Raw genomic sequence first — 26,371 nt, forward strand, 5'->3', positions numbered from 1 at the left:
TTTCTGGTATAAAAAAACTGAGGTCATTGTTCCATGATTAGGAAATGTTGACCTCAGCGTTTTTGAAATATTTAATTGTTGCTCTATATGGAATAAAAGTTTTGCTCGCCATTGTTGTATAAATTTAAACTCACATTCCATATCAGGATTTCTTTAATTCTTCCCTATACAATTCGGTTATATATGCCGGACCATTGCACCACAGTTTTGTTTTCTCATCATACAGTGCTTTTCCTGTCTTTGAACATAGAAAATCTGTCAATACCTCTTTTCTGTCCTTGCCCGTCTCTTCTGCGATTTCTTCTGTCACCATAGCGATAAGAAGGTCGATTGTATAATCCAGTTTTTCTTTTGGAATTGTTACTTCAGCCATATCTTCTCACCTTTCACAAATTTCAGACACTCAATAGCGGATTCTGTTTTGAAGCAATATTGATCTTTTAGTTTATTGGGCAGCAACTGTCTAATGCAGAAATCGTCTGCTTCCTTATCGCCTGCTGTCCCGAAAGCCCCGGCAAGATAAGCAGTAAGGGTAGCGTTTGTTGCATCATCCGCAATCTTTCCTGCAATGATATCATACCTTGCCATTTCTTTGCAAAAATTCAGTAATATCTTCAAGCACAGCTTCATCACCTTCACAATGAAAAATCCCATAGCATTTTTCTATATATCCAAGAACATCGGCTTCTTTAAACAAGTGGATAATCTGTTCAACAGGTAAATGCCACTCTTCTGAAGCAAGCCGGATTAATCTTGTTTGCATGAAAGTAATCTCTGTTTTCTCACTCATAATGAATCCTCCTTAATTTCTTGGCCAATAATACTGGAATTTTTTACTCTTATCAATAACCCCAAGTCATCAGATTCCATTCTCCGCCTTCACTCCGTGCAAGCCACCATGACCAAGTGTATTCTTCGTTAGCTTCCCATGCACCGCCACCTTTTTCCGGCGAACGGAAACTGCTTTCAAATGCAATACATTGCGTAAAGGCTTCTTTATTATCATCCGTTCTTAAATTGTTCATCCATTCAATGTTATCTGCATTGTTGCATTCTTCATCAGGCATATAAGAAAGGCTATGCAATTCACAGCCCTCAAACGAAGTGAACTGCTTTTTTATAATCTCAATGGCAGAGTCTATTTCTTCTTTTGAATAAACGGAAGATGTTCCATAATCAATTTCCACTTTTGATGTATCGCCGTCTTTTCCGCATCCGGCAAAGAGAAGAACTAGCACAATGCAAAGCATTACGGTTATAATCTTTTTCATAGTGAATACCTCCAAATACCGTTTTTTCGTTCTCTGCGACTTCCCGATAAACGGGAAGTTAACCTCCTGTTACTCATCATCTGTAAATTCCATCATCTCATCAACAGTGCAGTCTAGCTTCTTGCAGATCTTCTCAATCGTCTCCATTGATACATACTGATTTTTCCCCATCCGGGCAAGAATATTTCCACTGATTTCAGTGAGGTACTGCATCTCTATCCGTTTCATATTTTTATCTATGAGCATTTTCCACAATCTGTTATAACTTACGCCCATAAGCTACCTCCATATTTCTCATTCAAATATATTTTGATTATATCATGATTCGCACCTTCGGTGCTTACCGTTGCTTCGCAACTATCATGATCCAATTCGCCGTTCGCCAATCATGCAAGCATGTTGGCTCTCTTGCACTCATTATATCACGATTTCGTTAGGTCGAATACCTGTAATTTTTGATTTCTTCTGTAAAATGGAAAAGAGGATGCCCCGGCAAAGGGCAGCCTCTCCAACCATTTATTCTGAATTAATCAAATGGAATCTCACCATCTGGTGCTTCCATGAATCCATCCTTAACTGTTTTGGATGTTTCCGACGAATCCGCTCTAGCACCGTTATCCTTTTATGACACTGCCTGGAACTGGCTGTTATACAGATGACTGTAGAAGCCGCCTTCTTTCAGCAGTTCTTCATGGGTTCCCTGCTCAATGATCTTACCGTCTTTCATGACGAGGATCAGGGAAGCGTTGCGGATCGTAGACAGACGGTGTGCAACGACAAAGCTTGTACGACCTTTCATCAGGTTATCAAATGCTTCCTGTACCTGCAGTTCGGTACGGGTATCGATACTTGAAGTCGCTTCGTCCAGGATCAGCATTGGCGGCAGACAGAGCATAACTCTTGTGATACACAGGAGCTGTTTCTGTCCCTGACTGATGCTGTCCTCATGCAGGACGGTATCAAGTCCCTGCGGAAGTCTGCGGATGAAATCCCAGCTTTTTGCTTCTTTTGCTGCCTGGATGATTTCTTCATCCGTGGCATCCGGTTTTCCGAAGCTGATATTTTCACGGACAGTACCGGATTTGATCCAGGTATCCTGAAGCACCATACCGAAGCTCTTTCTGAGTGAATGTCGGGAAATCTCATCGATCGGTTTACCGTCGATACAGATTTTTCCGGAATTCACGTCATAGAAGCGCATCAGGAGGTTGATAAATGTTGTTTTTCCGCATCCGGTAGGACCTACGATCGCAATACGCATACCAGGTTCAACCTGAAGGTTAAAGTCTTCAATCAGAGATTTACTCTTGTCATAGCTGAAATCTACGTGGTCGATATCCACATTTCCATCCACCTTTTCAAGTACTTCAGAAGAATCGTTTACTTCTTCCGGTTCTTCTAAGAGGTCAAAGATACGTGTCGCACATGCAAGGGCGTTCTGCATTTCCGTGATTACGGATGTAATGTCGTTGAATGGCTTCATGTACTGGTTCGCGTAAGAAAGCAGTACGGAAAGACCGCCGACAGTCAGGGCTCCAAGCGGGATCAGGAATGCACCTGCAAGCGCTACGGCAGCGTAAATAATGTTGTTTACGAAACGGGTGGACGGATTGGTAAGGCTGCTGTAAAATACGGCTTTCTGGCTGTATTCTTTGAGTTCTTTATTGATCTCATCAAAACGCTTTGAAGCCTTGTCCTCATATCCGAATGCCTTGACAACCTTCTGATTTCCGATCATTTCCTCGATCAGAGCAGTCTGTTTTCCACGGGTTTCACTCTGCTTTTTAAACATGGTAAAAGAGCGTGAGGAAATAAATTTTGCCACCAGGAAGCTGAGTGGTGTCAGAAGGATGACCATCAAAGTGATCCACACGTTCTTGGAAAACATGAAGATCAAGGTTACAACAACGGTCACAACGCCGGAAAATAACTGGGTAAATCCGAGCAGTAATCCGTCAGAAAGGATATCGGTATCGGCAATGATACGGCTCACAATATCGCCGGTGCTGTGCTGGTCCAGATAAGAAAGCGGAAGCTTCTGGATGTGGCGGATTGCCTGGGATCGGATATCCTGTACAATATGATAGGTCATGCGGTTATTGACAAGGTTCATGATCCAGATTGCGGCTGCAGCGATCACTACGAACAGAAGAATCTGCTTCAGATAGAGCCACATCTGGGTAAAGTCTACATTGTGCGCTGCTACGATCTCATCGATCGCATTACCGAAGAGAACCGGCACATAAAGCTGAAGAACCACTGATATTCCGGCAAGGATGATGCTGAGGATCAGGAGGATCCAGTATTTTCCGATATATTTAAAAAGCTTTTTCATTACACTGTCTTTTTTCATACCTACATCTCCCCTCTTTCATATTTTGCACGGTCTTCCGGGAACTGTGAGAAATAGATCTCACGATAAACTTCGCAGGATTTCATAAGTTCATCATGTGTACCGGATCCGGCGAGTTCTCCATTATCTAATACTAAAATCTTGTCTGCCTGGCGGATGCCTGCAACCCTCTGGGATACCAGGAAGGTTGTTGTCTCTCCTTCCAGTCCTGCGAGGGCTTTCCGAAGTGCTGCGTCAGTTGCAAAATCAAGTGCGCTTAAGTTGTCGTCGAGGATCAGGATTTCCGGCTTTTTCACAAGAGCGCGGGCAATGGTAAGACGCTGACGCTGTCCACCGGAAAGGTTCTTTCCGTTCTGCTCGAGCATGAAATCAAGCTGTCCGTCTTTTCCTTCTACGACTTCTTTTGCCTGTGCAACTTTCAGTGCATCCCAGATCTCGGAGTCAGATGCATTTTCATTGCCCCATTTCATGTTATCGCGGATGCTGCCTTTGAAAAGGACGGAGCGCTGCTGTACGATTCCGACCTTGTCGTGGATTTCCTGATTGGTAAGCTCTTTTACATTGCGTCCATTCAGTTTAACGGTTCCGCAGGTTACATCATAGAAACGGGAGATCAGGCTGACCAGAGTGGATTTTCCGCATCCGGTACCACCGATGATACCGACTGTCTGCCCTTTTTTTACAGAGAAACTGATATCAGAAAGGCTTGATGCACCGGCACCTGCATAGGTGAAGGATACCTTGTCGAATTCAACTTCATTTGCAGAAGGATTTGCCTTTGCAGAAGGAGTTTCCGGATAATGCATGGTAGTCCTGATATCCAGGACACCGGCTACACGGTCTGCACATGCCATCGCCTTGTTCAGTGTAATGATCAGGGAAGCCAGCTTGATCAGTTCGACGATCATCTGTGCCATGTAGTTGTAAAGCGCGACAACCTGTCCCTGATGCATGGTTCCGAGATTGACCTGGAGTCCTGCTCTTGCAATCAGGATGACAGTTGCAATGTTGATCAACACGTAGGTAAATGGATTTAACAGGGCGGAAATTCTTCCGACAAATTCATTTAACCTGGTCAGTTCGGTGTTGCTCTTTTCAAATTCATTTACCGACTCTTCTTCGCGGCAAAATGCGCGGATCACGCGGACACCTGTCAGATTCTCACGGGTAAGTCCTGTGACACGGTCCAGGGCAGCCTGCACTTTTTTGAAAAGCGGGATGCTGACCAGCATAATGAAAATGACGCCGACAAATAAAAGAGGGATCGCCACAACGAATACCAGCGCACATTTAAAGTTGATCGTAAATGCCATGATCATCGAACCGATTACGATAAACGGACTTCTCAGAAGAAGACGAAGTCCCATGTTGATGCCGTTCTGGACCTGGTTGATATCATCGGTCATCCGTGTGATCAGGGTGTCCGTACCGATCGTATCAAGTTCGGTAAATGAAAAGCCCTGAATGTGGTCAAATACGGCCTGTCTTAAATTGGTTGCACAGCCGACACTCGCTCTTGCAGCAAAATACTGTGCGGTAAAACTGCAGCTAAGACCGACTGCAGCCATGAGGATCAGCACCAGGAACATCTTTACGATGTAGCCGTGGTCATTGTTTGCAATACCAATATCAATGATCTTGGCGACAACCACCGGAACCAAAAGATCAAATACGACTTCCAGCAGTTTGAATAATGGTGCAAGAATACTTTCTGTCTTGTATTCTTTCAGATAAACCCAAAGTTTCTTCAAACACACTCACTCCTGTTCTTTACTTCTTAGTTTTTTCTTGACCTACTCATTATAATGCGCTACCATCAATATGAATAATATTGTTTTTATGACAGCTTAATATAAAAAAAGTATAACAATGTGAGTGGCAAAAGGTATTTTGACCTATTTGATACCAGATTGCTATGTGCTTTGCACTCTCGCAATCCTCAAAAACATTCGTAATCCGCTCATTTTTCTTTGAAAAATGGCTACTTACTCATGTTTTTGGCGGGTCAAGAGGTCAAAAATCCTCTTGCAAGCAAGCTTGCATCGGCTTTCTGACCTTTTGACCCTGGTATCATCATATAACTAAACGGAGGGAAAAAAGAAAATGGAACTCAGACAGCTGGAATATTTCCGGGAAATCGCGAATACGGGAAGCATCAATGAAGCGGCGAGAAAGCTCAATATGTCACAGCCGCCCCTCAGCTATCAGATCAGGCAGTTGGAAAATGAACTGAACGTGCAGCTGTTTGAGCGTACCCATAAAGGGGTGATCCTGACGGCGGCAGGTAAGCTTTTGTATGACCGTGCGGCGAGCCTTCTGGATTATGCCAGATCGACAGAGCTTGAGGTGTCCCAAACGGGTAAAAAAAGGGTTCTGAGAATCGGGATCACGCCGACGACGGTCGGCACAGTCATGCCGTTTATCGCAGAATTTTCAAAGAAAAATCCCGACGTGAATTTTGAGGTTCACGACGGGATCACGTATACGTTATATGATTATCTTCAGGAAGGGATCATCGATATTTCGGTTGTCCGCACGCCGCTCCGGCTGGATGATGTGGAGTCCGCAGTTCTGCATTCGGAGCCGATGATCGCTGTCTCCAATCCGGAGATGCCTTCAGAAAGGAGAAAATCGCTCATTCTTGAAGATTTAGTCCACAGACCGTTAATTCTCTACCGGCGCTATGAAAAGCTGATTATGGATGCATTTCACGCGCAGAATCTGGTTCCGGAGGTGTTCTGCCTGTGTGATGATGCCAGGGGCGCTACCCTCTGGGTGAAGGAAGGGCTTGCCACGGCGATCTTCCCGCAGTCCATGGAGCCGCTTTGCGAAGGGCTGGCTTGTCAGGTGCTTGATGAACCGGATCTGGTGACGAAGATCCTTCTGATCTGGCAGAAGGGGCGGAAGCCGACGGCGGTAGTGCAGGATTTTATGGATGTCTGTCTGAAATAATTTAAACCGTATCAAAAATAATAATCCTTGGTTTATTTTTGATACGGTAAGTGAATTGTAAGACGGATTCTCCATGTTCTGGCAGGTGGAAGCGATAAACATCAGTATGATCGATTTGCGAATTGTTTTCCGATTATACTGCTTTTTCAAAGTCTGCCCCTATACCCATTTTCACTTCAAATGTCGTCCCGCTATGCTTATTTGTATAAACTTCAATCGTTCCGTCATGAACCCGCACAACTTCCCGCACCATCGCAAGGCCAAGCCCCACACCTCCGAGTTCCCGGCTTCTTGACTTATCTACCCGGAAGAACGGTTCGAAGATTTGCTCCCTGAATGCTTCGTCAATTCCATTTCCTGTATCCGAAACCGTCAGAACAACTTCGTTCTTCTTCCTTATTGCTGATACCGTAACGGTTCCATCTTCCCGATTATATTTAATTGCATTTTCAACAAGATTATATAGCATTCTGTAAATCAGAATATCACTTCCTGTCAAAAATAATTCTTCATATGCCTTTGCTCCTGCTCCCTGTGACCTCTGTATCAGTTCAACCTTTTTTTCCTGTGCCAGAGGTTCCAGATCTGTCAGCACTTCCTCGATCAGACTATGGAGCTCAATTCTGTCATTTCGCGATACGGTCTGTAATTCGCTCATATCCAAAAGCGTTCGGACCAACTTGCTAAGACGTTCATTCTGCTCCGTTACCATCTGAATTGTCTCTTCTGCCACTGCGGTACTCTCCGGATGTTCTGTTGTATGGTATAGATCCAGTTGTGCCTGGATTAAAGCCAGTGGAGTACGTAACTCATGTGCTGCATTTCCTGTAAACTGACGCTGTGTCTCAAATGATTCCGAAAGTCGCAAAAGCATCTTGTTATAAGAAGTACGAAGTCGGTCTAATTCTGCGATTCTATTCTCTTCAATCGTATAATCCGCCAGATTCTGTGCCTGAACCTTTTCTACTGTCTCTGAAAATTCTTTGAGTGGTTTTAATGCCCTGCCGCTGACAAAAAATGTAACTGCGCCACCAATCAGTGCCACGACAACAGTAATCAGAAGACTTCTGTTTCTATAATCTGATTTCGAATTATAAACCTTCGTAGCAAACTGCGCTGCAAAATCATCCCATTCATTATCCGGAATATCAATATACACTGCCTCCGGTGCGGCACTTTGATCCGTAACAGTCTCCTGAAGCGTGTCAATATAATAGACTCCGTTCTTATATAGGAAAAATGTAAGGCATCCACACAATACTGTGATCAGCACGGTCGTAAGAATCGTCAGTCTCCACTGGAGTGATATTTTTTTCATGCTTTACCACCTCCTATCTTATACCCCTCACCGATCTTATTCACGATCGGATCATAACCAAGCCCGGCTTTCAGTTTCTTTCTCAGAGAAGACATATGCACTCGGATCGAGCCGCTGAAACTATCCACAGAAGAATCCCAGACATGCTCGATCAGTTCTTCCTGACTGACCGGTCTTCCCTGATTCAAAAGAAGATACTCTAGAATTCCATTCTCTTTTCTTGTCAATGCAACCGGCTTGTCTTTTGCATATGCAGTCCTTTCTCTTGTATCAAAACGAAGACTGCCACATTCCAGACAGACATTTTTTTGTACAAACTTTCTTCTTGTCAGACTTCGCACACGGGCTTCCAGCTCTTGCAGATGAAAGGGTTTTTCCATATAATCATTTGCCCCCGCATCAAGACCGTCAACCTTATCAGCGATCTGACTTCTCGCAGACAGAATCAATACCTTTGTCTCTTCGTTTTCCTTTCGAAGTTCCCGGAGAATATCCATCCCATCCATCCCCGGAAGGTTAAGATCAAGCACGATCAAATCATACATTTCCGCATAGATCATATCCAGTGCTTCCTCTCCGTCATTACACGTGTCTACCTCATATCCTGCCTGGTGCAGACTTTTCGCAATCATATCACATAATTTCTTCTCATCTTCAACAACTAATAATCTCAATTTATTTTTCTCCATTTTCTTAACAGGAATTTTACACCCTCTATTGTATAATGCAAACATCGAAAGGTCAATAAACGGTTACTGTTCACACGATGTGCGACCAGCAACGCATCTCGCCATTTTAAATCGCCTTTGGCGATAGGGCGAGATGCATTCAAGCCAAAACATGCATCCTCCGTGTCAATCAGCGGAGTGATTGACACGGGAGTGAACAGTAACAATAAATAGACTTTGAACATTGAAAGGAGTATTTTAATGAAATCTGAAAAAGCAACACAGATTCTTTTACTTGCAGCCGGTCTGGTGTTTTTCCTTGTCGGGATCTTCCGCGGAGAAGCAGCGGTTGTACTTAGTAAGGCAATAAAATTATGTATGGAGTGTGTTGGAATTGGATAAGAAAATGAAATCAAACAAAAACTTTCTGGCCCGCTTCCGCGGATGGATTCAGGCAGCTGCTACACTGCTGACCAACATTCACATCCCGAATCTGTTTAAAGGGAAAATTTATCAGGGAAATGTAAAAACGATGTGCGTCCCAGGACTAAACTGTTACTCTTGTCCTGCCGCCACAGGTGCCTGTCCGATTGGAGCTTTTCAAGCCGTGGTCGGTTCTTCAAAATTCAAATTCACCTACTACATCACCGGATTTTTCATCCTGTTAGGTGTTCTGTTAGGACGGTTTATCTGTGGATTCCTCTGTCCGTTTGGATGGTTCCAGGATCTGCTGCATAAGATTCCGGGCAAGAAACTTTCCACCGCAAAACTGAAGCCTCTGCGGTATCTGAAATATGTGATTCTGGTCGTCTTTGTTATACTACTTCCGGCATTTGTAACCAATTCACTTGGTATGGGAGATCCTTTCTTCTGCAAATACATTTGCCCACAGGGCGTACTTGAAGGCGCAATTCCGCTGGCACTTGCCAACTCAGGAATCCGTGCCGCACTCGGACATTTATTTACATTTAAGTTCACAATCCTTGCGCTTTTTATCATCCTGAGCATCTTGTTTTACCGTCCATTTTGTAAATGGATCTGCCCGCTGGGTGCTATTTACTCACTGTTTAACAAGGTATCTTTTCTTAAGATTCAGGTTGATCATGAGAAATGTGTTGGCTGCCAGAAATGTAGTCGTGTCTGTAAGATGGATATCAATGTAGTAGACACACCAAACCATCCGGAGTGTATCCGATGCGGAGAATGTATGAAAGCCTGTCCGACTGATGCAATCTGCTATCATTACGGATTTTCAACTAAGAAACAGGCTGAAAATAAAAACTAATAAAACGTAATTTAAAGGAGATTTAAAATCATGAAAAACAAAACACTTAGAACAAACTCAATGAAATTAAAAAAGGTAATTGCTGCATCCCTTGCCATTTCTGTACTTTTTGCGTTTACAGGCTGCGGAAATTCCTCCTCAACAGACAATACAAACACAAAACAGGAATCTTCTTCCACAACAGAAATGGGCAGCGCAGACGAGCTGAACAAAAAACGGGATGACCTTTACCAGCAGGAAAACCAGCTTTTTGCTGATCACAAAGATGCATGGGACAAAGCCTTTGGTCTTATGAACAAGAACGCTGCCGGTGATGCCATGAGCGAAAACTATGCTGATTCCCTCGCAAACACAGTGGAATCTAACAAAGATTCTTTCTCTGAAGAAGAATATGAAACTCTGTGCAAAGACATCGAGACAATCCGCGGAATTGAAGAAGAAATTGCCAAGCTTGAGAAAGAGATTGCTGCATCCGATTCCTCTGACAGCTCTTCCTCCAAATCAGACGAATCCACAGCTGTATTCAAAGGTTTCAAAGGAAAAGATCTGGATGGAAACGATGTAGATGACAGTCTTTTCGCTAAAAACAAAGTTACAGTTGTAAACTTCTGGTTCAGCGGATGCAAGCCATGTGTCGGAGAGCTCTCTAAGCTGAATGAATTAAATGAGAAACTCAAAGAAATGGGTGGCGAAGTTGTTGGTATCAACACGGATACTTTAGACAACAATGAAGCCGGAATTAAAGAGGCAAAAGAAATCCTGAAAGCTCAAGGCGCTTCCTACAAGAACCTGACTTTCGATTCTAATTCAACAGTTGGAAAATATGCAGGAAACATTATGGCATTCCCGACAACAGTTCTCGTAGATAAAGACGGAAATATCATTGGCGAACCTTTCATGGGTGGCATTGACGATCAGTCAAACTACGATCAGCTGATGAAGCAGATTCAGTCCGTACTGGACCAGAAATAATTCATTTACTGAAGATGTATGCTAAATGAGGCTGACAAAGGTTGAGCACATTTGGGGCAGACCACCGATAGGTGTTATCTCACCCGAAATCTTTTCAACGAAGATAAAAAATGGATTTTATGCAGTTTCTGCTTATCTCAGCTCCTGCATAAAATCCAGAATTTTTTTAATGTATTGTATTTAAAAACTCATAATCTGCTCTTCGTCAAGTCTTTTAAGAATTTCACATGCCAGCTTAACCGCATTATCAAAATCAGCATAAGCTGAAATTCCGTAATGTGTGTGCGCATAGCGAACCGGAACACCGATAACGATGACCGGAACTGCTTTTTCAGTCAGATGTATAGCCGCACCATTGGTTGAACCGGAACTGCGAACTGAATCCTGAACCGGGATGCCAAGTTTTTCTGCTAAATCAAGCGCATATCTCTGGTAGTGCGGATTGGTGATCATACGGGCATCAATGTGACGCAGCATCGGTCCTCGCTTGATAGCTGTCTGAACCATATACGACTCAACGCAGGTATCATCTGCCGGGCAGCCTTCAAAAACAATTGCGATATCCGGCTTAATTACCTGTGCTGTCACAGTGGCACCGCGTACACCAACTTCTTCCTGTGCTGCACAAGCGCCAACAATATCCACATTCAGCTCCTGACCAGCCAGGGTATGCATGGTCTTAAGAATTGCCGCACATCCCAGACGGCAGTCAAAGCTCTTGCCCACCATCAGATCGGTGGTTTCTGAATATGTAAATGTCACATCCGGCACTACCGGTTCACCGATACGAATGCCGAACTTTTCAACCGCCTCTTCTTTAGAAACAGCGCCAACATCAACCGTGATATCTTTCATATCCAGAGGAGCTTTACGCTCCTGCTCTGTCATGAAATGCGGAGGCTTGCTGGCAGTAAGTCCCGGAATATATTCTCCGAACCGGTTGCGAACCAAGACTTTATGAGCCGGAATATTGTGGTTAACCCAACCTCCGATCTGAATGATGCGGAGAGTTCCGTTCGGGCAGATAGCCTGCACCATAAAACCAACCTCATCACTATGTGCGTCAAGCTGAACAACCGGACGTTTGCCGTTATTTTCTTTACGGCGGATATACAGGTTGCGCATGCGATCTTCTGTAATTTCTCCGAGTCCTTCTGCGTAAGGACGAATCGCTGCAACCACTTCATCTTCGAAACCGGATGTACCGTTTGCATTTGAAATTGCTGCAATCATTTCAAGCGTTGTTTTTTTATCCATTCTGACACCTCTTTATGAAAGTTTTATTTTCTTGAATTCTTCCATGAAATCAACAATATAGTTTGCTGTGGTCTCAAGCATCTCCTTGCCCCACTCTTCTGTAGCGGTATTCGGATGATCCGGTCCGATCCAGCCGTTGTCTGTTACATGCGGAGTATTGCGTATAATATCAACGTTAACTCCCTTGAACTCAACAGAACAGAAACCGGTTGTCTTCAGATTTTCAGACAGGTGCTTAAACTGGAGTTCACCGCCTATCTCACTCTTATCAACTAAAGACGGATCAATTCCAAGAATCGCAGCTGTTTCCTCACCACCGCCGTGGCCGCCTTTCCACGCCGGGTTCATATCCCATGCCATCAGCCACCAGTTAAGCATAGCCACCAGACAGCCCTTATCTTCGAATTCCATGCCAAGACGTTCAATCATCTTGATGTTTCCACCATGTCCGTTCAGGAAAACGAATTTTCTTGCGCCGTGACGATACAGACTCAGAAAAATCTGACGGCAAAACTGATAGAGTACCTCATTGTCAATATCAATTGTACCCGGATACGGAGCTAAATACTGGCAGGAACCATACGGAATCGTCGGAGCAATCAAAACATCACTCTTCTTCTCGATTTTCTCCAACAAATGCTCCGGAATCAGTGTATCGGTTCCTAGTGGCATGTGACGACCGTGACACTCAATACTGCCGATAGAAATAAGTACCATATCGTTTTTTTCAAAATATTCCTGAGCTTTCGGCCAAGTCAAATTTGTAAGTCTCATAATTTCTCTCCTTCCTACTAATAATTATTCTTCTCTGCTGAAAATCGGACTATTCGGAAACCAGACAGTCCGACATCCATCAATTACTGCGTTGCTTCCTATTCCCCTTTAGGATTTTTTTATGACAATGCAGAATTCCCGAGCCACTCTTGATAAAACAAGTATAGTCTAGGCTAATAGGATTGTCAACAATTTCAATTTAATGTTAACAACGGAAATAATACTTTCGTTTTTGTTAACAATTCACTATAATTATAATAAGTTTTTTGCTAACGGACAAAAGACATCCGTGTAATCTTTTCTATTAATGAGTAAGGAAATGAAACATGCGAAAAATTGGCGGTATGTTCTACTACGAACCAAGTGCACCTATTGAAAACGGGTACTTATTCTGAAAATTTTATGAGGTAAATATGCAGAAACAACGAAAAATATCAAATACTACTACATCAGAAATTGTTCTTGAATCTCTGCGGGAGCAGATCATCAATGGGATCCTTCAGCCTCAAGAAAAACTGGTAGAGGCTGAAATTGCCAAGAAATTCGGACTCAGCCGAGGTCCTGTGCGCGAAGCACTCCGACAGCTCGCCGTCGAAGGTTTAGTCGATTACTGTCCTAACAAAGGATGTACAGTCGCACTGCTTTCTCCACAAGACGCTTATGAAGTCTTTTTTCTGCGCGGCAGCCTTGAAAAACTGGCAATCCAAAAAAGTAACTGCCTCCTTAGTGACTATAGTCTCATGATAATGGAAGCCAGTATTGAAGAATTTCGAAAGGCTATTCTCGAAGGCAATACTATGAAGGCTGTTCGTGCAGATGAGACATTCCACCTGCAGATCATTCGCTCTGCCCAGCTTAACCGACTGACTAAAATGTGGGAGCTGCTGAGTCCACTGAATGGTGCCATGTTCCTCTCGGTTCAGAATGCCAATCACTTTGGACTGTTAAGCGGAGATGCTGAAACGCTTCAGAATGCTAAATGCTTAGAATCAAACACACCGGATCCAAATACCTCTTATAACGGAGGCACTGCAGTATGGACACACCAATGTCTGTTGGAGGCCATCCGGATTAACGATCTCCAGACAACCTGTGATCTTCTGGATCAGCATTATGAAGAAACCGGCAGACGTGTATATAGACTTTCACTCATGAAAGAACAGAGCTTTTGATCCGTTTCATTGATAATGGTTTGAGGGGCAAACTTGAGGGTTTGGTTTGAGGGGTCATAATATGTTTCTTTTGTCTTTTGGATCGACTTCATCAGCAAGGATTTCTTTCATTTCATGTATAAGGATTATGCACAGTCCGTTTTTTCATAAAACTTATTCTGTTTTTCAGCTTCTGTGATATAATGCTTTATTATAATAATTCCCATGGACAAAATGAGGTGAACCAAGTGAAAAAGAAAACACTTGTGCCTCTTATTATTTTTTTACTGGGCATATGCTTTGTTAGTTTGATTGTATACAAAACAGACACCCACGAAAAAGAGCAGAGACACATAACAGCACAATTAAACGTAGCCACCTATGGCGAACGAATAAAGAATGAAATTACAAATGGAATTGAGATCACAGATACCTTGAAGCAAATCTTAATAAGTGAAGATGGCGAAATCCATCAGTTTGAAACAATTGCAGGAAATCTTATGTCTGATTCTATTGAAAGTGTACAGCTCGCTCCTAATGGTGTTGTTACAGATATTTATCCGGCTAATGAAAAGGAGGCAGGTAAGATTGATTTGATCCATGATAAAGACCGCGGAAAAATTTCCTGTTACGCAAGAGACAACCATACAATCATTACGCAGGGACCCTTCAAATTAAAACAGGGAGGATATGGAATTGCAGTCCGCAATCCCGTATACCTGAAAGATAAAAATGGACATGAGTATTTCTGGGGATTTACTATTGTTATCCTGCGTGTTCCGGATATTTTTTCAGATTCAATCAGTGCACTTTCAAATTTTGGATACGAATACAAAATTTCAAAAACAGACGCTCCATGGAGTGATACTTATAAAGTGGTTTATCAATCAGATGGGCAAATAAATCGTCCTGTTTCTTATACATTTACAATAGGAGATGAAAACTGGAAATTTGAAGTAACTCCTAAAAGTGGATGGAGAAATGCCACATTATTGATAATCATCATCGGAATATTTCTTACAATAAGCCTTCTCCTGTCAGTTCTTACCAGAGTATGGTTAGTAGCAAAAGAACATAAGAAAAAGTTTCAGATACTGGCGCGCACAGATTCTCTTACAAATATTTATAACCGCTATGGATTTGATGAATTTGCAGAAAAAATGATTCAAAAAAATCCAAAAGCACATTTTGTGGCTGCGCTCCTTGATATCGATGATTTCAAGTTTATTAATGATATCTATGGACATAATTACGGAGACAGGGCATTAAAGAATCTTGCAGACAGCATGAAGACTTTTTTCCCATCCGATGCATTACTTGGAAGAAATGGTGGTGACGAATTCTGCATTCTTTTACCAAATTGTACCTTTGCAGAAGCAGATATACAGCTGCAGAAATTCACCAAACTTCCTAAATCATTCTCATACCATGGTAAGGAACATGCATTTTATATTTCTCTAGGATATGCAGAATATCCAACATTTGCATCCAATCGTTCACAACTCATGCGCTGCGCAGATGCCGCTCTTTATGAAATAAAGCTTCATGGAAAAAATGGATGTATGGTCTACAGAGAAGGATTTCGGTCAGGTGCCCGCAAACAGCTTGGATTCGCATTCAAGGATATCGCGGAACATCTTCCAGGTGCATTCATCATATACAGAGCTGACAAAGAAGATGATGAACTATTTTTTGCAAATGATGAATTTCTTCATATGTCAGGATATAAAGATATAGATGAACTGTTCAGACTTACTAAGAAAAGTTTTCGCAACTTGATCCGGGAAGATGAACAGCAACAGATAGAATCAAGTATCTGGGAACAGATTGACAGTGGTAATGAAAATGACTATATTCACTTCCATCTTCGAAAAGCTGACGGAACTTATTTTTCTGTGCTTGATCATGGAAGAATTGTAGAGAACCCGCAATACGGAAAGGTATTTTACGTATTGTTCATGGATTGGAAAGATATGCATATTCGTTACAATGATAAATTCGCAAGATAATAAAATATTGCAAAAAAACAGAGCGTATGATCTATTTTCATATTAATACTTGGTTTGAAAACTGATGGAAGAATAACACGATACTGCGATAGAATAAGGAAAACGGTTAAACTAACTATTGCTGAGTGAGCAACAGCAAAAGTAAGCATGACTGGAAAGTGCTTGTGATCTTAGGGATTAAGAGAGGATACAGATTATGGAAGATTCTTACGTATTACAACTGTTGAAACCAAAGTTTAAAGATTTTCATTTGTGTTTCTGCGGATTTGCAGAATGCAAGCCATTACATAGCTACGGGCCAGCCGCAAGACCCAATTATATTTTGCATTATGTAATGAAGGGCAAAGGTATCTATCAGGTAGGTGAAACGAAGTATCCGCTGAAAGAAGGACAGGCCTTTCTGATTGAACCAGAAAGCCTTACCTTTTATCAGGCAGATAAAACGGACCCATGGTCTTACCTTTGGGTAGGATTTGGTGGTACGGAGGCACAGAGATTTGTCAGAGATCTCGGACTGAACAGTCGTCAGCTTACATGCGAGTGTGAATATGGGGAAGAACTGAAAGAAATTGTATTTGAAATGCTTCATCATACGTGTTCAACTGCAGAAAATCTTTATTATCTCCAGGGAAAGCTCTATCAGTTTTTCTCAGTACTGGCTCGTGGGATTGAAATTCAGCAATATTCGAATGATACAAAAGAAAGCATACATGTGCAGGAAGCAATTGCCTATATAAAGAATTACTATTCACAGAAAATCACAGTGGAAGATATAGCAAATTATTTGGCACTAAATCGAAGCTATTTATATACAATATTTATGAACAGTCTTGGAATCTCTCCGAAAGAATTTTTGACGGAATTTCGAATTTCCAGAGGAAAGGAGCAGCTCGCACTTACAGATCTGTCTGTGGAGGAGATTGCAGTTTCCTGCGGCTATCGTAATTCCCTTGCTTTCGGTAAAATATTCAAGCAGAAAGTGGGAATAACGCCGACCCAATATCGTAATGACAACAGAAAGGATGCCCGAGAACGATTGATCCGTGCACAAAATGAACTGAAAGAATATAAGAAGCATAAAACAATTTATGTAGGAAACATCGAAAAAGAATAGATAAAATGTTTAAAAAAACATCCAATACCTAACATTTGGGATATAATCCTTAACAAAAAGGTATAACGGATGTTTTTTTTGTACGCTATACTTGTATCAACAAACATAAGGAACACGTGCACAGGTTTCTTCACTCAAATAACAAATAAACAAAGGAGTATTAGAGGAGGAGAATCATGGGAAATCAAAAAGAAACTCAGAAAAATCCGCAATATAAATATGCGTCTACAAGAGAAAAATTATGTTTTGGAATTGGGGCAATCGGTAAAGATGCAATTTGCAATTTAGTAGGAGCATTTTTAATGCTTTATTTTACAGATACATTGTATCTGGCACCGGCATTTGTCGGTGTACTGTTTTTTGTGGCAAGAATATGGGATGCGATCAATGACCCGATGATGGGAATGATTGTTGACAATACACATACACGTTTTGGTAAATTCAGAATCTGGCTTGTAATCGGAACATTGGTAAATTCAGTTGTATTTGTTTTGTTATTCCACAGTTTTAATCTGTCAGGAACAGCATTGTACGTATATGTATCCGTTATGTATATCTTATATGGAATGACTTATACGATCATGGATGTCCCTTACTGGTCATGGCTTCCGAACTTGACAAATGACCCGCACGAACGTGAGAAAGTATCCGTAATTCCAAGATTTTTCGCAAGTCTTGCAGGATTTTCAGTAGCAACATTTGGGCTTTATATTATCAACTACCTGAACAAAATTGCAGGCGAGAGCAATCTCTACGCAGAAAAAGGATATACACTTTTCGCAATCATTATCGCAGTTATTTTCATCGTTACAATTGGCATTACTGTATTTAATGTAAAAGAGGAATCAACATTAGGTATATCAGCAGAAAAGACAAGTCTGAAACAGGCATTTCAGGTAATTGTAAAAAATGATCAGCTGCTTGCATTTATCGGATTACTTTTGACATTTAACCTTTGTACACAGATTGCAAAAAGCTTTGCTGTATATTATTTCAAATGTGTATGCCATGATGAATATCTGTATTCTATTTTTGGACTTGCGATTATTGCTGAGATGGCGGGACTTTTATGCTTCCCGAAAATTGCAGAAAAAATTAGCCGTGAAAAAGTATACGCATTTGCATGCGGACTTCCGATTGTTGGATTTGTACTGCTCGGTGCAGCAGGATATGTAGCACCACAGAGCAAAGTGTTAGTTATTGTATGTTGTGCATTACTTTTCTTTGGCTCAGGTCTTTCACTTGGAGTAACAACATGCTGTATGGCAGATGTTATCGACTATGGAGAAGTGAAATTTGGTGTACGAAATGAAAGTGTAACATGCTCTGCACAGACATTCCTTATGAAGGCAGCTACGGCAGCAGCAGGTGGATTAACAGGAATTGGTCTTCAGATTGTAGGATACAACGCAAAAGCGGTAACGCAGAGCGCAGCAACAGTAATGGGTATTCGCGTGTTAATGATTGTAATTCCAATCATTCTTGCATTTGCTAGCTTTGGTATTTACAAAAAATACTACACTTTAAAAGGTGAGAAGATGGAAGAAATCACAAGAAAAGTAAATGAAATGCATGCGAAAAAGCAGACAGCTTAAGAGTCAACAATTCAATTATAAAAGGGGTAGTATATGAGACAGATTATTTTTCACGAGGAAACGAAAACTTTCCATTTATACAATGAAAAAATCAGTTATATCTTATGTGTATTAGAAAATGGACATTTGGGACAATTATATTTTGGAAAACGACTTCATGACAAAGCAGATTTTTCTTATCTGGTTGAGAAATGTGAACGCCCAATGACATCGTATATATATGAGTGGGATCGTACTTTTTCATTGGAACATATCCGACAGGAATATCCGGTTTACGGTACGACAGATTACAGACATCCGGCAATTGAATTGTTACAGGAAAATGGCAGTAGGATCAGTGAGTTCCAATATGACAGTTATGAGATCATTGACGGAAAACCGAAGCTCTCCGGATTGCCGGCAACATATACGGAGTCCGAAGGGGAAGCACAGACATTGCGCATCTTTCTGAAAGATGCTCTGACTGGTGCAAAACTGGCACTTTTATATACGATTTTTGATGAATATAGTGCAATTGCAAGAAGTGCTTATATTGAAAATGCTGGTGAGAAAAATCTGCATGTATTAAATATGATGAGCTTAAGCCTGGATCTTCCGGATAAGGATTATGAATGGATGCAGTTGTCCGGTGCGTGGTCCAGAGAGCGCTATATTAAAAATCGAACATTGGAGCAAGGCATAACAGCTATCGACAGCATGCGCGGAAATTCTTCTCACGAACATAATCCGTTCCTTGCTTTAAAACGTCACAACACAGATGAAAATGCAGGAGAAGCAATTGGAATAAGCCTTGTATATAGTGGAAATTTCCGTATGCAGGCAGAGGTAGATACACATAATGTGACACGAATTACAGCCGGGATCAATCCGGAAGGATTCGATTGGAAATTAGAACCGGGAGAAAGTTTTCAGACACCGGAAGCAGTTCTGGTTTACAGTGAAAATGGATTAAATGGCATGAGTCAGACATTCCAGAAGCTGTATGCAAAGAGACTCGCAAGAGGGTACTGGCGCGATAAGGCAAGACCGATTTTAAATAACAACTGGGAAGCAACTTATTTTGACTTTACAGAAGATCGCCTTGTAGAGATTGCCGGGAAAGCAAAAGAATGTGGAGTAGAACTGTTTGTCTTAGATGACGGATGGTTTGGTGCGAGAAGAAATGACAGAGCCGGTCTTGGCGACTGGGTGGCAAATGAAGAGCTTCTGCCAAATGGCATCAAAGGTCTGTCAGAAAGAATTGAAGCACTTGGATTAAAATTCGGCCTTTGGTTTGAGCCGGAGATGGTAAATAAAGACTCTGATCTTTATCGAGCACATCCAGACTGGATTTTACAGACACCTGGAAGGAATACATCACACGGCAGATACCAGTATGTACTCGATTTCGCAAGAAAAGAAGTAGTAGATTATATTTATGGTATGATGACAAAGTTATTATCGGAGTCGAAAATCTCATATATTAAATGGGATATGAACCGAAGCATTACGGAATGCTATAGTAGCAAACTTCCTTCAGACAGACAGGGAGAAGTGTTCCATCGTTATATTTTGGGTGTATATGATCTGTACGAGCGGTTGACAAATGAGTTTCCAGAAGTATTATTTGAATCCTGCGCCAGCGGTGGCGGAAGATTTGATCCGGGAATGCTGTATTATGCACCGCAGGGATGGACAAGCGATGATTCGGATGCAATTGAGCGTCTGAAGATTCAGTACGGAACTTCTATGTGTTATCCGCTCAGCAGTATGGGAAGCCATGTGTCTGTTGTCCCGAATCACCAGGTATTTCGCAATACTCCATTACATACAAGAGCGAATGTAGCATACTTTGGAACTTTTGGATATGAACTGGATCTCAACAAATTGACAGAAGAAGAGATCAAAGAAGTAAAAGAACAAATCGCATTTATGAAAGAATACAGAGAAGTGTTACAGTTTGGAACATTTTATCGTCTGAAAAGTCCATTTGAAGGAAATGAGACGGTATGGATGGTGACAAATGAAGACCGCACGCTTGCAATCGTAGGCTACTATCGTGTTTTAAATGGAGTGAATCAGCCGTATAGCCGTGTTAGATTACAGGGATTGGACCCGGATATGGTTTATGAAAATGTATGGAATCATACAGAAAATTACGGAGATGAATTGATGAATTATGGATTGATCACATCTGATGTGACAGCTGGTGAAGTGCCAGGAAATGTGACTCATTGTACCGATTTTGAATCTAGAATATATATGCTGAAAGGCAAAAAAGTTCAGGAGGGAAGATAGAGCATGACGAAGACAAAAAGAACTGGCGGAATGGTACTGGGAATATTGTTTATTGGATTATGTGTATCTTTCTTACGACTTTCACAATTTGGCGTGGATCCATTCAGTGCAATGAATCTCGGAATCAGTGGATTTATCGGATGGAGCTTTGGAACGTGGCAGTTGCTTGTCAATGCGATCATTCTTGTAGTTGTATTCTTTCAGGCAAGATCCTGCATTGGTGCGGGAACCATTATCAATATGGTATTTGTCGGATATATTGCAGATTTTATCTGTTATGTAGCAAATGATGTAGTGCAGATTCAGATGAATCTGCCACTGCGTATCCTTGCATTGCTGCTTGCTCAGCTGATGGCATCCATGGGAGTGGCATTATATATGGTCGCAGATATGGGAATCGCCCCATATGATAGTGTCGCTATTATAATCGAGAAACTGACACATCAGAAAATTCCATTCCATAAAGCAAGGATCCTTTCGGATGTTGTTGTCGTGATTATCGGAATCATATTTGTCACTGCATCTGGGGAGGGAATCTGGTCGGTAGTAGGGATTGGTACAATTGTAAATGCCTGCTTCAACGGTCCATTAATTCAATTTTTTAAAACAAAACTGGAGAGATTTTACTTGTAAAATCTACGGATTACAATTCTTGCAAGGCTCATATCCAGAACGGATACGGGCCTTTCTTTTTCACCAGTAGCTTCATCCAAACCTTCACATTGAATAATGAACCCTTGATCCGGTTATCATTCGCGGTGTATTCGACGTGAGGATAGTTTCTTCTGGAAATTGGGTTGGAATCGTTCCATAAATTAAGTGTCCGTTTTTGTCATAAATGCTAACTTTCGTGAATCGTAGCCAGTACTTCACGGTAGCCGGCAATTTCCTGTTCAGACCGATTACGTGGCTCTGCTTTCTGACTTACCAGTTCTTTCAAACGTTTATCACTTGTAAATATACCTTCAATTCGGTTAGATGCTCCCGTACTTTGAATTAAAGCAACTTCCAGAAGTGTTTTCAGTTCATCTATGTTTGCTTCCAGAAATAATTCCTGTTTACCTTTATGCTCATGAATACTGCCAACCATCTGAACAATTTCAGGTGTCAGCAACTTCGCAGGATTTGTAATATAATCAAAATTTTTCATTGAAATCTCCTTCATTTTGAATTTATCTCCATCATTTTAATGCTAAATGATGGAGATTTCAATAGATTTGATGGAGATAAATTCTCCATATGCACAATAAATATACTCATTTGGATATAGAATTTATTACTTCATCGTCTTTGCCGGCGAATTGAGCAACGCCCGCATCTCTGGATTTGCCAATACTTTTGCCAGAAGTTCCGGATCGACTTCATCAGCAACAGTAACCGTGCAGTTGGAGTATGTTCTCACCGTACTCTGTCTGTTCTACATAATCTGCGGAACAGTCTCGTTTGTACGGATAAAAAAATAAACTGAGCCACGGCTGTTCCAACATGAAATCAGCCGTGGCCTTATTTATATCATTTTACTCTTTTTTGAAATAGAATAACACCACAGCAACAACTCAAATCGACTTAAAATTCCAGACTATTCGCATTCAGCAAGAAATACTTCATTCCCATGATGACAAAACCTTCATCATTTCTCCAAGGCTTTTTTCTGCCATTTACAATGACGATCTTCTTGAAAGAGTCCGGGATATTACGCAGAGAATTGAACCCTATGAGAAATACTCGCAATCCCCGTAAAATAAGCATTTTTTCAATTGAGTTTTGACTACATTTGACTACCTTTTGACAACATAGGTGGTAAAAATAAAAAACAAGAAAGGAGAAATCGTTCAGCATGGTATCATCTTTTTCATGCATCACTTCATATCTCCTCTAAAATACATTATCGTCTGGATAGTGTGTCATAATATCTTCCACATTACAATCCAATATATTACACAGCTTATCAATTGTATTTACTTCAACATTCTGATTATGTCTTAACCTGTTCAGCTGAGAACGGTTCATATGATAATGCGTATATAAATCATATTGTGAAATGCCTTTGGCTTTCATTGTCTCCCATAATTTATCGTATTTAATCATCTCATGAATTTTCCGCTTTCTTTCATAATTCCTTGCTATGTAATTATTATTAGCGTAAAATAGCGTTTATAACAGTGTTCGTATACGAACACTAGCTTGAGAGGTGTTGTATGAAAAAAAGCTATATTATTATGGGGATATTGATATGTATTATTGCTTTTCTGGGATATTTACAATACGGACATGAAGAACAAGCTGTTAACACTATGGTCAGCACGTCTGGTGCTTTTTATAAACAAGAATTCGATGTCATTGCTAATAAACTGTTTATCTTGGACAAAGAAAAATATGCAGAAGAACTCATTGAAAAGGCTGTTAAAAATAAGTATAGAAATGTTCGCTTTTCCTATGATATTACAGGGAAGCCGAATGAAATGATTATATCAGTATATAATACTGAATGGCATTATCAATATAATTGTATGGCATTACAAATTGTGTATACATCAGATGATGGAAAATTAGAAATAAAAAATTGTGGTGAATAATTTGTGGTGGTATACAGGAGATATTGTTAATATGTTACAATAGGCATATAAATTAAAGCAAGGAGTACATTATGAATTTTTTGGATTTATCTATAGAAGGATATGATGAAAGCACTCAAATACCAGCGTGCAGTTTAGATGAATTTTGGAACACTGAAAAATTATCAAATAGTAATATCGTTTATGTCGAATTTAAAAAAACTAAATCGAAATATTACGATGATATAATTGACAAAGCTAAAACATTACCTAATTATACGGAAAATAATGGATCTCATTCTTTTACTATAAATACCATTCAAGAATATATTGATAATACAATTTTTGTTGAATATATAATTTCTAAAATTCGAAAGTGGAAAAATGTCATTATACTATTAAATGGGAAAAAATTTGAAACTAAAACGGATTTGTGGCATTTTAAGAAGATTTTAGAAGCAAATGCAGGTGAATATAGTGAATTAATCAACCCCTATGCATTTTATGAGTATATTCCAAAAGAACCGTTAGAAGATTTGCCATTTCCTTATGTTTTATACCCCGATTTATATGGAGGATTTTTCGCTTTTAAAAAATCTAGAGAATCTAAGGATATTTATTTTTGTGATTGTGAAAAACAAGCTATACAAAACTATATAGCTCTAGAAAAGAAAAGACAAGAAATTTTTGGACATCAAGGCGAAAAAATAGTATTAAGAACGGATGAATTTCCAAAACTTATAGAAGAAATAACATCAAAAAATTCAGGAAATCCACTCTCTTTATTCAAATTTGAAAGCAAAATATGCCACAAATGCAATGGAAAATTACCACAAGAAGAATATTGTTCAGCAATGTATGGAACTGCGTTCAGAAGGCAATATGGTTGGTATATTCGACAACGGTATTTAGAATATGGCATTGACTATATGTTAGAAGGACATGTTAATATACAAAAACAATTAATACTTAGAGATAAATGTCCTCAAAATATACTAAAATATTGGGATAAGTTTATATTAGCCAGTGAACAAAGTGAAACTAATCCAAGCTCTGACATTTTGTATATACAAGCTAAAGAAGCAAGAAGAGAATTTGAGAAAAGTATTGAAAACACGGTGAGAAAAGAATTTGGTTTTAAAAATGTAGGTGAATCATGGGTTAGTGAAACAACTTTAGCTAATATTATTAAAACTATTTATTCTAACTATGAAGTTAAAACACATTATCGTCCTAAATGGTTAGAGGGATTAGAATTAGATATTTATATTGATGCAATTAAACTTGGAATAGAATATCAAGGACAGCAACACTATAATCCAATCAAACATTGGGGTGGTGAAAAACAGTTAAAAAAGCAAAAGGAACATGATTCCAGAAAAGCAAGAATATGTCGTGAAAAGGGAGTGACATTATTAACTGTTGATTTTGATGAACCATTAACTGAAATACATATTAGGGAACGATTGAAGGAAAAGTCCTTAATATAATCCTATTTTTGTTTCCAAGTGATGTCAAGGAACAAGGCGAAGCCGATACGCCGTAGGGCAGTCCTTGACAGAACGGACGGTATCAAATCCAACCATGCTATATAGAGGACTTGAAAGGTCACAAACCTTGCAAATACTGCAAAACGGAATGACTGCTGTAACACTGCGGAGAAAGCCTGCAAATAAAAAGTCAAGGCTAAATTGAAGAACATTGAAAATTTTATACAGGTTGAAAATTGGGTATCAAAATAAGACCACCACACCAGTGCTGGTCTGAAAATATTAGTGGATAATTAAGATTCTGGAAGAGATGAAAGGTATTCTTTCACTCGTCCGTAGTAGATTCTTAGAAACTTGTTGGCACCTGCAGTCATATAGACATAGTAAGGCTTGCCTTGAGTACGTTTCTTATCTAAGAACTGATAAACAGGATCATCTTGAGGATGCGTTTTAATTAGGACATCCATTACCTGAAATAAAGTCTTTCTTAGATCAGCGGAACCTCGTTTTGAGGTAGGAACACTTTTTTGTTCATAGGTTCCAGATTCATTAACACCAGGATCTACACCGGCAAATGCAGTAATAGCACTTTTGTGAGTGAAACGGGAAACATCTCCGATCTCAGCCATCAACTGAGGACCAAGTGAAGTTCCAACACCTTTCATAGCCATAACGACAGGATATTCCGGGAGTTTGGATGCAGTTTCATTCATGAGAGTGCGTAGTGACTCAACAGTTGTAGAGGCACTATTAAGCTGGTCTACAGCCTGCTTGATAATAAGCTTTGTAATGGCATCCTTTGGAAGTACTGGAACAAGTTCCTTTGCTTTTCCATAGATTTCCTCAGCTTTGGATTGGCTGAAGTTGTACTTCTTACGTTTGCACCAGTTTTGATAATGGTCGATAAAGGCATTCAGGGACATTTTACGGACACAGTCCACATGCCAGTATGTAGATGCAAAATCAACCCATTTCTGGCTGCCGTCACTGCGCGCAGGACTGTCAAAGTAAGTATTAACACCAGGATAGGTTTGGTCAAGGATGCCAATAAGATTATTCTTCATAGCCGTCTTGTGCTTCATGTAAAAGCCGAACTGACGGTTTATGGTTTTAAGCTGATTGCGTAATTTATCCATAACACTATACTGTTTAAGATTCTGCCACTTGTCAAGTGCATATCGTGCAATCTTAACGGCATCAGCTTTATCGGATTTGACTTTACGAAGGGAATCATTATCGAAATCCTTGATAAGTTTGGGGTTAATGGCACTGACGAAAAGATTTGCCTCTGAAAGCTGATGGGCGAGGACTTCATAATAACGTCCTGTGT

27 protein-coding genes and 1 pseudogene are annotated in these 26,371 nt (G+C 40.5%); 12 read left to right on the plus strand and 16 right to left on the minus strand.

Going from position 1 to position 26,371, the window contains the following annotated elements:
- Positions 1 to 142 precede the first annotated feature (142 nt).
- The 7 genes from PG766_RS13330 to PG766_RS13360 form a co-directional block, all read right to left on the minus strand.
- On the minus strand, positions 143 to 373 hold the full coding sequence (locus PG766_RS13330; protein ID WP_055155952.1) for a hypothetical protein: 231 nt from the start codon (positions 371 to 373) through the stop codon (positions 143 to 145).
- Positions 361 to 618 carry a DUF3990 domain-containing protein gene (locus PG766_RS13335; RefSeq protein ID WP_227084783.1) on the minus strand — a complete coding sequence of 86 codons (258 nt, stop codon included), beginning with the start codon at positions 616 to 618 and terminating at the stop codon, positions 361 to 363. Before PG766_RS13335 ends, PG766_RS13330 begins: the two co-directional genes overlap by 13 nt.
- The gene (locus PG766_RS13340; protein WP_055155951.1) at positions 575 to 790 is read right to left on the minus strand and encodes a DUF3791 domain-containing protein; all 216 of its coding nucleotides are present in this window, start codon (positions 788 to 790) and stop codon (positions 575 to 577) included. The genes PG766_RS13335 and PG766_RS13340 overlap by 44 nt, the downstream gene beginning before the upstream one ends.
- A 52-nt stretch (positions 791 to 842) precedes the next feature.
- Positions 843 to 1,271, minus strand: a complete 429-nt coding sequence (locus PG766_RS13345; protein ID WP_117558053.1) for a hypothetical protein — start codon at positions 1,269 to 1,271, stop codon at positions 843 to 845.
- A 69-nt stretch (positions 1,272 to 1,340) separates the two neighbouring features.
- Positions 1,341 to 1,547 carry a helix-turn-helix domain-containing protein gene (locus PG766_RS13350; protein ID WP_105309530.1) on the minus strand — a complete coding sequence of 69 codons (207 nt, stop codon included), beginning with the start codon at positions 1,545 to 1,547 and terminating at the stop codon, positions 1,341 to 1,343.
- Positions 1,548 to 1,893: 346 nt separating this feature from the next.
- Entirely contained in the window at positions 1,894 to 3,624 is a 1,731-nt protein-coding gene (locus PG766_RS13355; RefSeq protein ID WP_243257282.1) for an ABC transporter ATP-binding protein, read from the minus strand.
- Between the two features lie 2 nt (positions 3,625 to 3,626).
- The gene (locus PG766_RS13360; protein WP_173699472.1) at positions 3,627 to 5,375 is read right to left on the minus strand and encodes an ABC transporter ATP-binding protein; all 1,749 of its coding nucleotides are present in this window, start codon (positions 5,373 to 5,375) and stop codon (positions 3,627 to 3,629) included.
- Positions 5,376 to 5,727: 352 nt separating this feature from the next.
- Between PG766_RS13360 and PG766_RS13365 the strand changes: the two genes are divergently transcribed.
- On the plus strand, positions 5,728 to 6,576 hold the full coding sequence (locus PG766_RS13365) for a LysR family transcriptional regulator (RefSeq protein WP_173699470.1): 849 nt from the start codon (positions 5,728 to 5,730) through the stop codon (positions 6,574 to 6,576).
- 133 nt (positions 6,577 to 6,709) lie between these two features.
- Here the strand turns inward: PG766_RS13365 and PG766_RS13370 are convergent, their stop codons facing one another.
- Positions 6,710 to 7,894, minus strand: a complete 1,185-nt coding sequence (locus PG766_RS13370) for a sensor histidine kinase (protein WP_173699468.1) — start codon at positions 7,892 to 7,894, stop codon at positions 6,710 to 6,712.
- Positions 7,891 to 8,628 (minus strand): response regulator transcription factor, encoded by a 738-nt coding sequence (locus PG766_RS13375; RefSeq protein ID WP_118219171.1) that lies wholly within the window; start codon positions 8,626 to 8,628, stop codon positions 7,891 to 7,893. Before PG766_RS13375 ends, PG766_RS13370 begins: the two co-directional genes overlap by 4 nt.
- 195 nt (positions 8,629 to 8,823) lie before the next feature.
- Here PG766_RS13375 and PG766_RS13380 point away from each other — a divergent pair, with 195 nt between their 5' ends.
- Genes PG766_RS13380 through PG766_RS13390 form a run of 3 tightly spaced genes read left to right on the plus strand, consistent with a single transcriptional unit; the run spans position 8,824 to position 10,819 of the window.
- Entirely contained in the window at positions 8,824 to 8,964 is a 141-nt protein-coding gene (locus PG766_RS13380) for a CD1871A family CXXC motif-containing protein (protein ID WP_020435933.1), read from the plus strand.
- Positions 8,957 to 9,847: a 4Fe-4S binding protein gene (locus PG766_RS13385; RefSeq protein ID WP_173699466.1), complete on the plus strand. Its 891-nt coding sequence runs from the start codon at positions 8,957 to 8,959 to the stop codon at positions 9,845 to 9,847. Before PG766_RS13380 ends, PG766_RS13385 begins: the two co-directional genes overlap by 8 nt.
- Positions 9,848 to 9,877: 30 nt before the next feature.
- Positions 9,878 to 10,819, plus strand: coding sequence for a TlpA disulfide reductase family protein (locus tag PG766_RS13390; protein ID WP_173699464.1), 942 nt, complete (start codon positions 9,878 to 9,880; stop codon positions 10,817 to 10,819).
- Between the two features lie 180 nt (positions 10,820 to 10,999).
- On the opposite strand, the gene PG766_RS13395 is transcribed toward PG766_RS13390, so the two are convergent.
- Both PG766_RS13395 and PG766_RS13400 read right to left on the minus strand, forming a co-directional pair.
- The gene (locus PG766_RS13395) at positions 11,000 to 12,076 is read right to left on the minus strand and encodes a M42 family metallopeptidase (protein ID WP_173803222.1); all 1,077 of its coding nucleotides are present in this window, start codon (positions 12,074 to 12,076) and stop codon (positions 11,000 to 11,002) included.
- A 12-nt stretch (positions 12,077 to 12,088) separates the two neighbouring features.
- Positions 12,089 to 12,850, minus strand: a complete 762-nt coding sequence (locus PG766_RS13400; protein ID WP_117824036.1) for a creatininase family protein — start codon at positions 12,848 to 12,850, stop codon at positions 12,089 to 12,091.
- A 413-nt stretch (positions 12,851 to 13,263) separates the two neighbouring features.
- Here PG766_RS13400 and PG766_RS13405 point away from each other — a divergent pair, with 413 nt between their 5' ends.
- The 6 genes from PG766_RS13405 (at position 13,264) to PG766_RS13430 (ending at position 21,629) form a co-directional block, all read left to right on the plus strand.
- Positions 13,264 to 14,022: a GntR family transcriptional regulator gene (locus PG766_RS13405; RefSeq protein ID WP_118199480.1), complete on the plus strand. Its 759-nt coding sequence runs from the start codon at positions 13,264 to 13,266 to the stop codon at positions 14,020 to 14,022.
- Between the two features lie 227 nt (positions 14,023 to 14,249).
- On the plus strand, positions 14,250 to 16,010 hold the full coding sequence (locus PG766_RS13410) for a diguanylate cyclase domain-containing protein (protein WP_117558033.1): 1,761 nt from the start codon (positions 14,250 to 14,252) through the stop codon (positions 16,008 to 16,010).
- A gap of 196 nt (positions 16,011 to 16,206) precedes the next feature.
- A complete protein-coding gene (locus tag PG766_RS13415; RefSeq protein WP_117558031.1) occupies positions 16,207 to 17,124 on the plus strand; it encodes an AraC family transcriptional regulator in 918 nt (305 codons plus the stop codon).
- Between the two features lie 176 nt (positions 17,125 to 17,300).
- Positions 17,301 to 18,719 carry a melibiose:sodium transporter MelB gene (gene melB / locus PG766_RS13420; protein WP_173699459.1) on the plus strand — a complete coding sequence of 473 codons (1,419 nt, stop codon included), beginning with the start codon at positions 17,301 to 17,303 and terminating at the stop codon, positions 18,717 to 18,719.
- 33 nt (positions 18,720 to 18,752) lie between these two features.
- Positions 18,753 to 20,996, plus strand: a complete 2,244-nt coding sequence (locus PG766_RS13425) for an alpha-galactosidase (RefSeq protein ID WP_173699457.1) — start codon at positions 18,753 to 18,755, stop codon at positions 20,994 to 20,996.
- A gap of 3 nt (positions 20,997 to 20,999) precedes the next feature.
- On the plus strand, positions 21,000 to 21,629 hold the full coding sequence (locus PG766_RS13430; RefSeq protein WP_118199484.1) for a YczE/YyaS/YitT family protein: 630 nt from the start codon (positions 21,000 to 21,002) through the stop codon (positions 21,627 to 21,629).
- Positions 21,630 to 21,837: 208 nt separating this feature from the next.
- Here PG766_RS13430 and PG766_RS13435 read toward each other — a convergent pair whose 3' ends face one another.
- The 4 genes and pseudogenes from PG766_RS13435 to PG766_RS13450 form a co-directional block, all read right to left on the minus strand.
- Positions 21,838 to 22,146 carry a hypothetical protein gene (locus tag PG766_RS13435; RefSeq protein WP_330383149.1) on the minus strand — a complete coding sequence of 103 codons (309 nt, stop codon included), beginning with the start codon at positions 22,144 to 22,146 and terminating at the stop codon, positions 21,838 to 21,840.
- A gap of 126 nt (positions 22,147 to 22,272) precedes the next feature.
- Positions 22,273 to 22,398 (minus strand): hypothetical protein, encoded by a 126-nt coding sequence (locus PG766_RS13440; RefSeq protein WP_270247271.1) that lies wholly within the window; start codon positions 22,396 to 22,398, stop codon positions 22,273 to 22,275.
- 164 nt (positions 22,399 to 22,562) lie between these two features.
- Positions 22,563 to 22,706: pseudogene (locus PG766_RS17150) on the minus strand (ATP-binding protein); the annotation flags it as partial.
- A 165-nt stretch (positions 22,707 to 22,871) separates the two neighbouring features.
- The gene (locus PG766_RS13450; RefSeq protein ID WP_004846074.1) at positions 22,872 to 23,084 is read right to left on the minus strand and encodes a helix-turn-helix domain-containing protein; all 213 of its coding nucleotides are present in this window, start codon (positions 23,082 to 23,084) and stop codon (positions 22,872 to 22,874) included.
- Positions 23,085 to 23,194: 110 nt separating this feature from the next.
- On the opposite strand from PG766_RS13450, the gene PG766_RS13455 reads away from it, so the two are divergent.
- Complete coding sequence (locus tag PG766_RS13455; protein ID WP_117824040.1) at positions 23,195 to 23,572, plus strand: hypothetical protein; 378 nt, start codon at positions 23,195 to 23,197, stop codon at positions 23,570 to 23,572.
- A 71-nt stretch (positions 23,573 to 23,643) separates the two neighbouring features.
- Positions 23,644 to 25,041 carry a hypothetical protein gene (locus tag PG766_RS13460; protein ID WP_118199486.1) on the plus strand — a complete coding sequence of 466 codons (1,398 nt, stop codon included), beginning with the start codon at positions 23,644 to 23,646 and terminating at the stop codon, positions 25,039 to 25,041.
- Positions 25,042 to 25,334: 293 nt separating this feature from the next.
- Here PG766_RS13460 and PG766_RS13465 read toward each other — a convergent pair.
- A partial coding sequence (locus tag PG766_RS13465; RefSeq protein ID WP_270591005.1) for an IS110 family transposase occupies positions 25,335 to 26,371 on the minus strand: 1,037 nt, incomplete at its 5' end.

The sequence above is a fragment of the Coprococcus sp. LG101-27 genome (assembly GCF_027695515.1).
GTDB classification, from domain to species: domain Bacteria; phylum Bacillota; class Clostridia; order Lachnospirales; family Lachnospiraceae; genus Allocoprococcus; species Allocoprococcus comes.

What these genes read in the sequence shown, in the direction of transcription:
- PG766_RS13370 (WP_173699468.1), bottom strand. Translation starts at nt 7,894, where the DNA reads ATGAAAAAAATATCACTCCAGTGGAGACTGACGATTCTTACGACCGTG.
- PG766_RS13345 (WP_117558053.1), bottom strand. Translation starts at nt 1,271, where the DNA reads ATGAAAAAGATTATAACCGTAATGCTTTGCATTGTGCTAGTTCTTCTC.
- PG766_RS13390 (WP_173699464.1), top strand. Translation starts at nt 9,878, where the DNA reads ATGAAAAACAAAACACTTAGAACAAACTCAATGAAATTAAAAAAGGTA.
- PG766_RS13350 (WP_105309530.1), bottom strand. Translation starts at nt 1,547, where the DNA reads ATGGGCGTAAGTTATAACAGATTGTGGAAAATGCTCATAGATAAAAAT.
- PG766_RS13455 (WP_117824040.1), top strand. Translation starts at nt 23,195, where the DNA reads ATGAAAAAAAGCTATATTATTATGGGGATATTGATATGTATTATTGCT.
- PG766_RS13355 (WP_243257282.1), bottom strand. Translation starts at nt 3,624, where the DNA reads ATGAAAAAAGACAGTGTAATGAAAAAGCTTTTTAAATATATCGGAAAA.
- PG766_RS13375 (WP_118219171.1), bottom strand. Translation starts at nt 8,628, where the DNA reads ATGTTTGCATTATACAATAGAGGGTGTAAAATTCCTGTTAAGAAAATG.
- PG766_RS13405 (WP_118199480.1), top strand. Translation starts at nt 13,264, where the DNA reads ATGCAGAAACAACGAAAAATATCAAATACTACTACATCAGAAATTGTT.
- PG766_RS13395 (WP_173803222.1), bottom strand. Translation starts at nt 12,076, where the DNA reads ATGGATAAAAAAACAACGCTTGAAATGATTGCAGCAATTTCAAATGCA.
- PG766_RS13415 (WP_117558031.1), top strand. Translation starts at nt 16,207, where the DNA reads ATGGAAGATTCTTACGTATTACAACTGTTGAAACCAAAGTTTAAAGAT.
- PG766_RS13435 (WP_330383149.1), bottom strand. Translation starts at nt 22,146, where the DNA reads ATGAAAAATTTTGATTATATTACAAATCCTGCGAAGTTGCTGACACCT.
- PG766_RS13425 (WP_173699457.1), top strand. Translation starts at nt 18,753, where the DNA reads ATGAGACAGATTATTTTTCACGAGGAAACGAAAACTTTCCATTTATAC.
- PG766_RS13380 (WP_020435933.1), top strand. Translation starts at nt 8,824, where the DNA reads ATGAAATCTGAAAAAGCAACACAGATTCTTTTACTTGCAGCCGGTCTG.
- PG766_RS13400 (WP_117824036.1), bottom strand. Translation starts at nt 12,850, where the DNA reads ATGAGACTTACAAATTTGACTTGGCCGAAAGCTCAGGAATATTTTGAA.
- PG766_RS13340 (WP_055155951.1), bottom strand. Translation starts at nt 790, where the DNA reads ATGAGTGAGAAAACAGAGATTACTTTCATGCAAACAAGATTAATCCGG.
- PG766_RS13365 (WP_173699470.1), top strand. Translation starts at nt 5,728, where the DNA reads ATGGAACTCAGACAGCTGGAATATTTCCGGGAAATCGCGAATACGGGA.
- PG766_RS13330 (WP_055155952.1), bottom strand. Translation starts at nt 373, where the DNA reads ATGGCTGAAGTAACAATTCCAAAAGAAAAACTGGATTATACAATCGAC.
- melB (WP_173699459.1), top strand. Translation starts at nt 17,301, where the DNA reads ATGGGAAATCAAAAAGAAACTCAGAAAAATCCGCAATATAAATATGCG.
- PG766_RS13430 (WP_118199484.1), top strand. Translation starts at nt 21,000, where the DNA reads ATGACGAAGACAAAAAGAACTGGCGGAATGGTACTGGGAATATTGTTT.
- PG766_RS13450 (WP_004846074.1), bottom strand. Translation starts at nt 23,084, where the DNA reads ATGATTAAATACGATAAATTATGGGAGACAATGAAAGCCAAAGGCATT.
- PG766_RS13460 (WP_118199486.1), top strand. Translation starts at nt 23,644, where the DNA reads ATGAATTTTTTGGATTTATCTATAGAAGGATATGATGAAAGCACTCAA.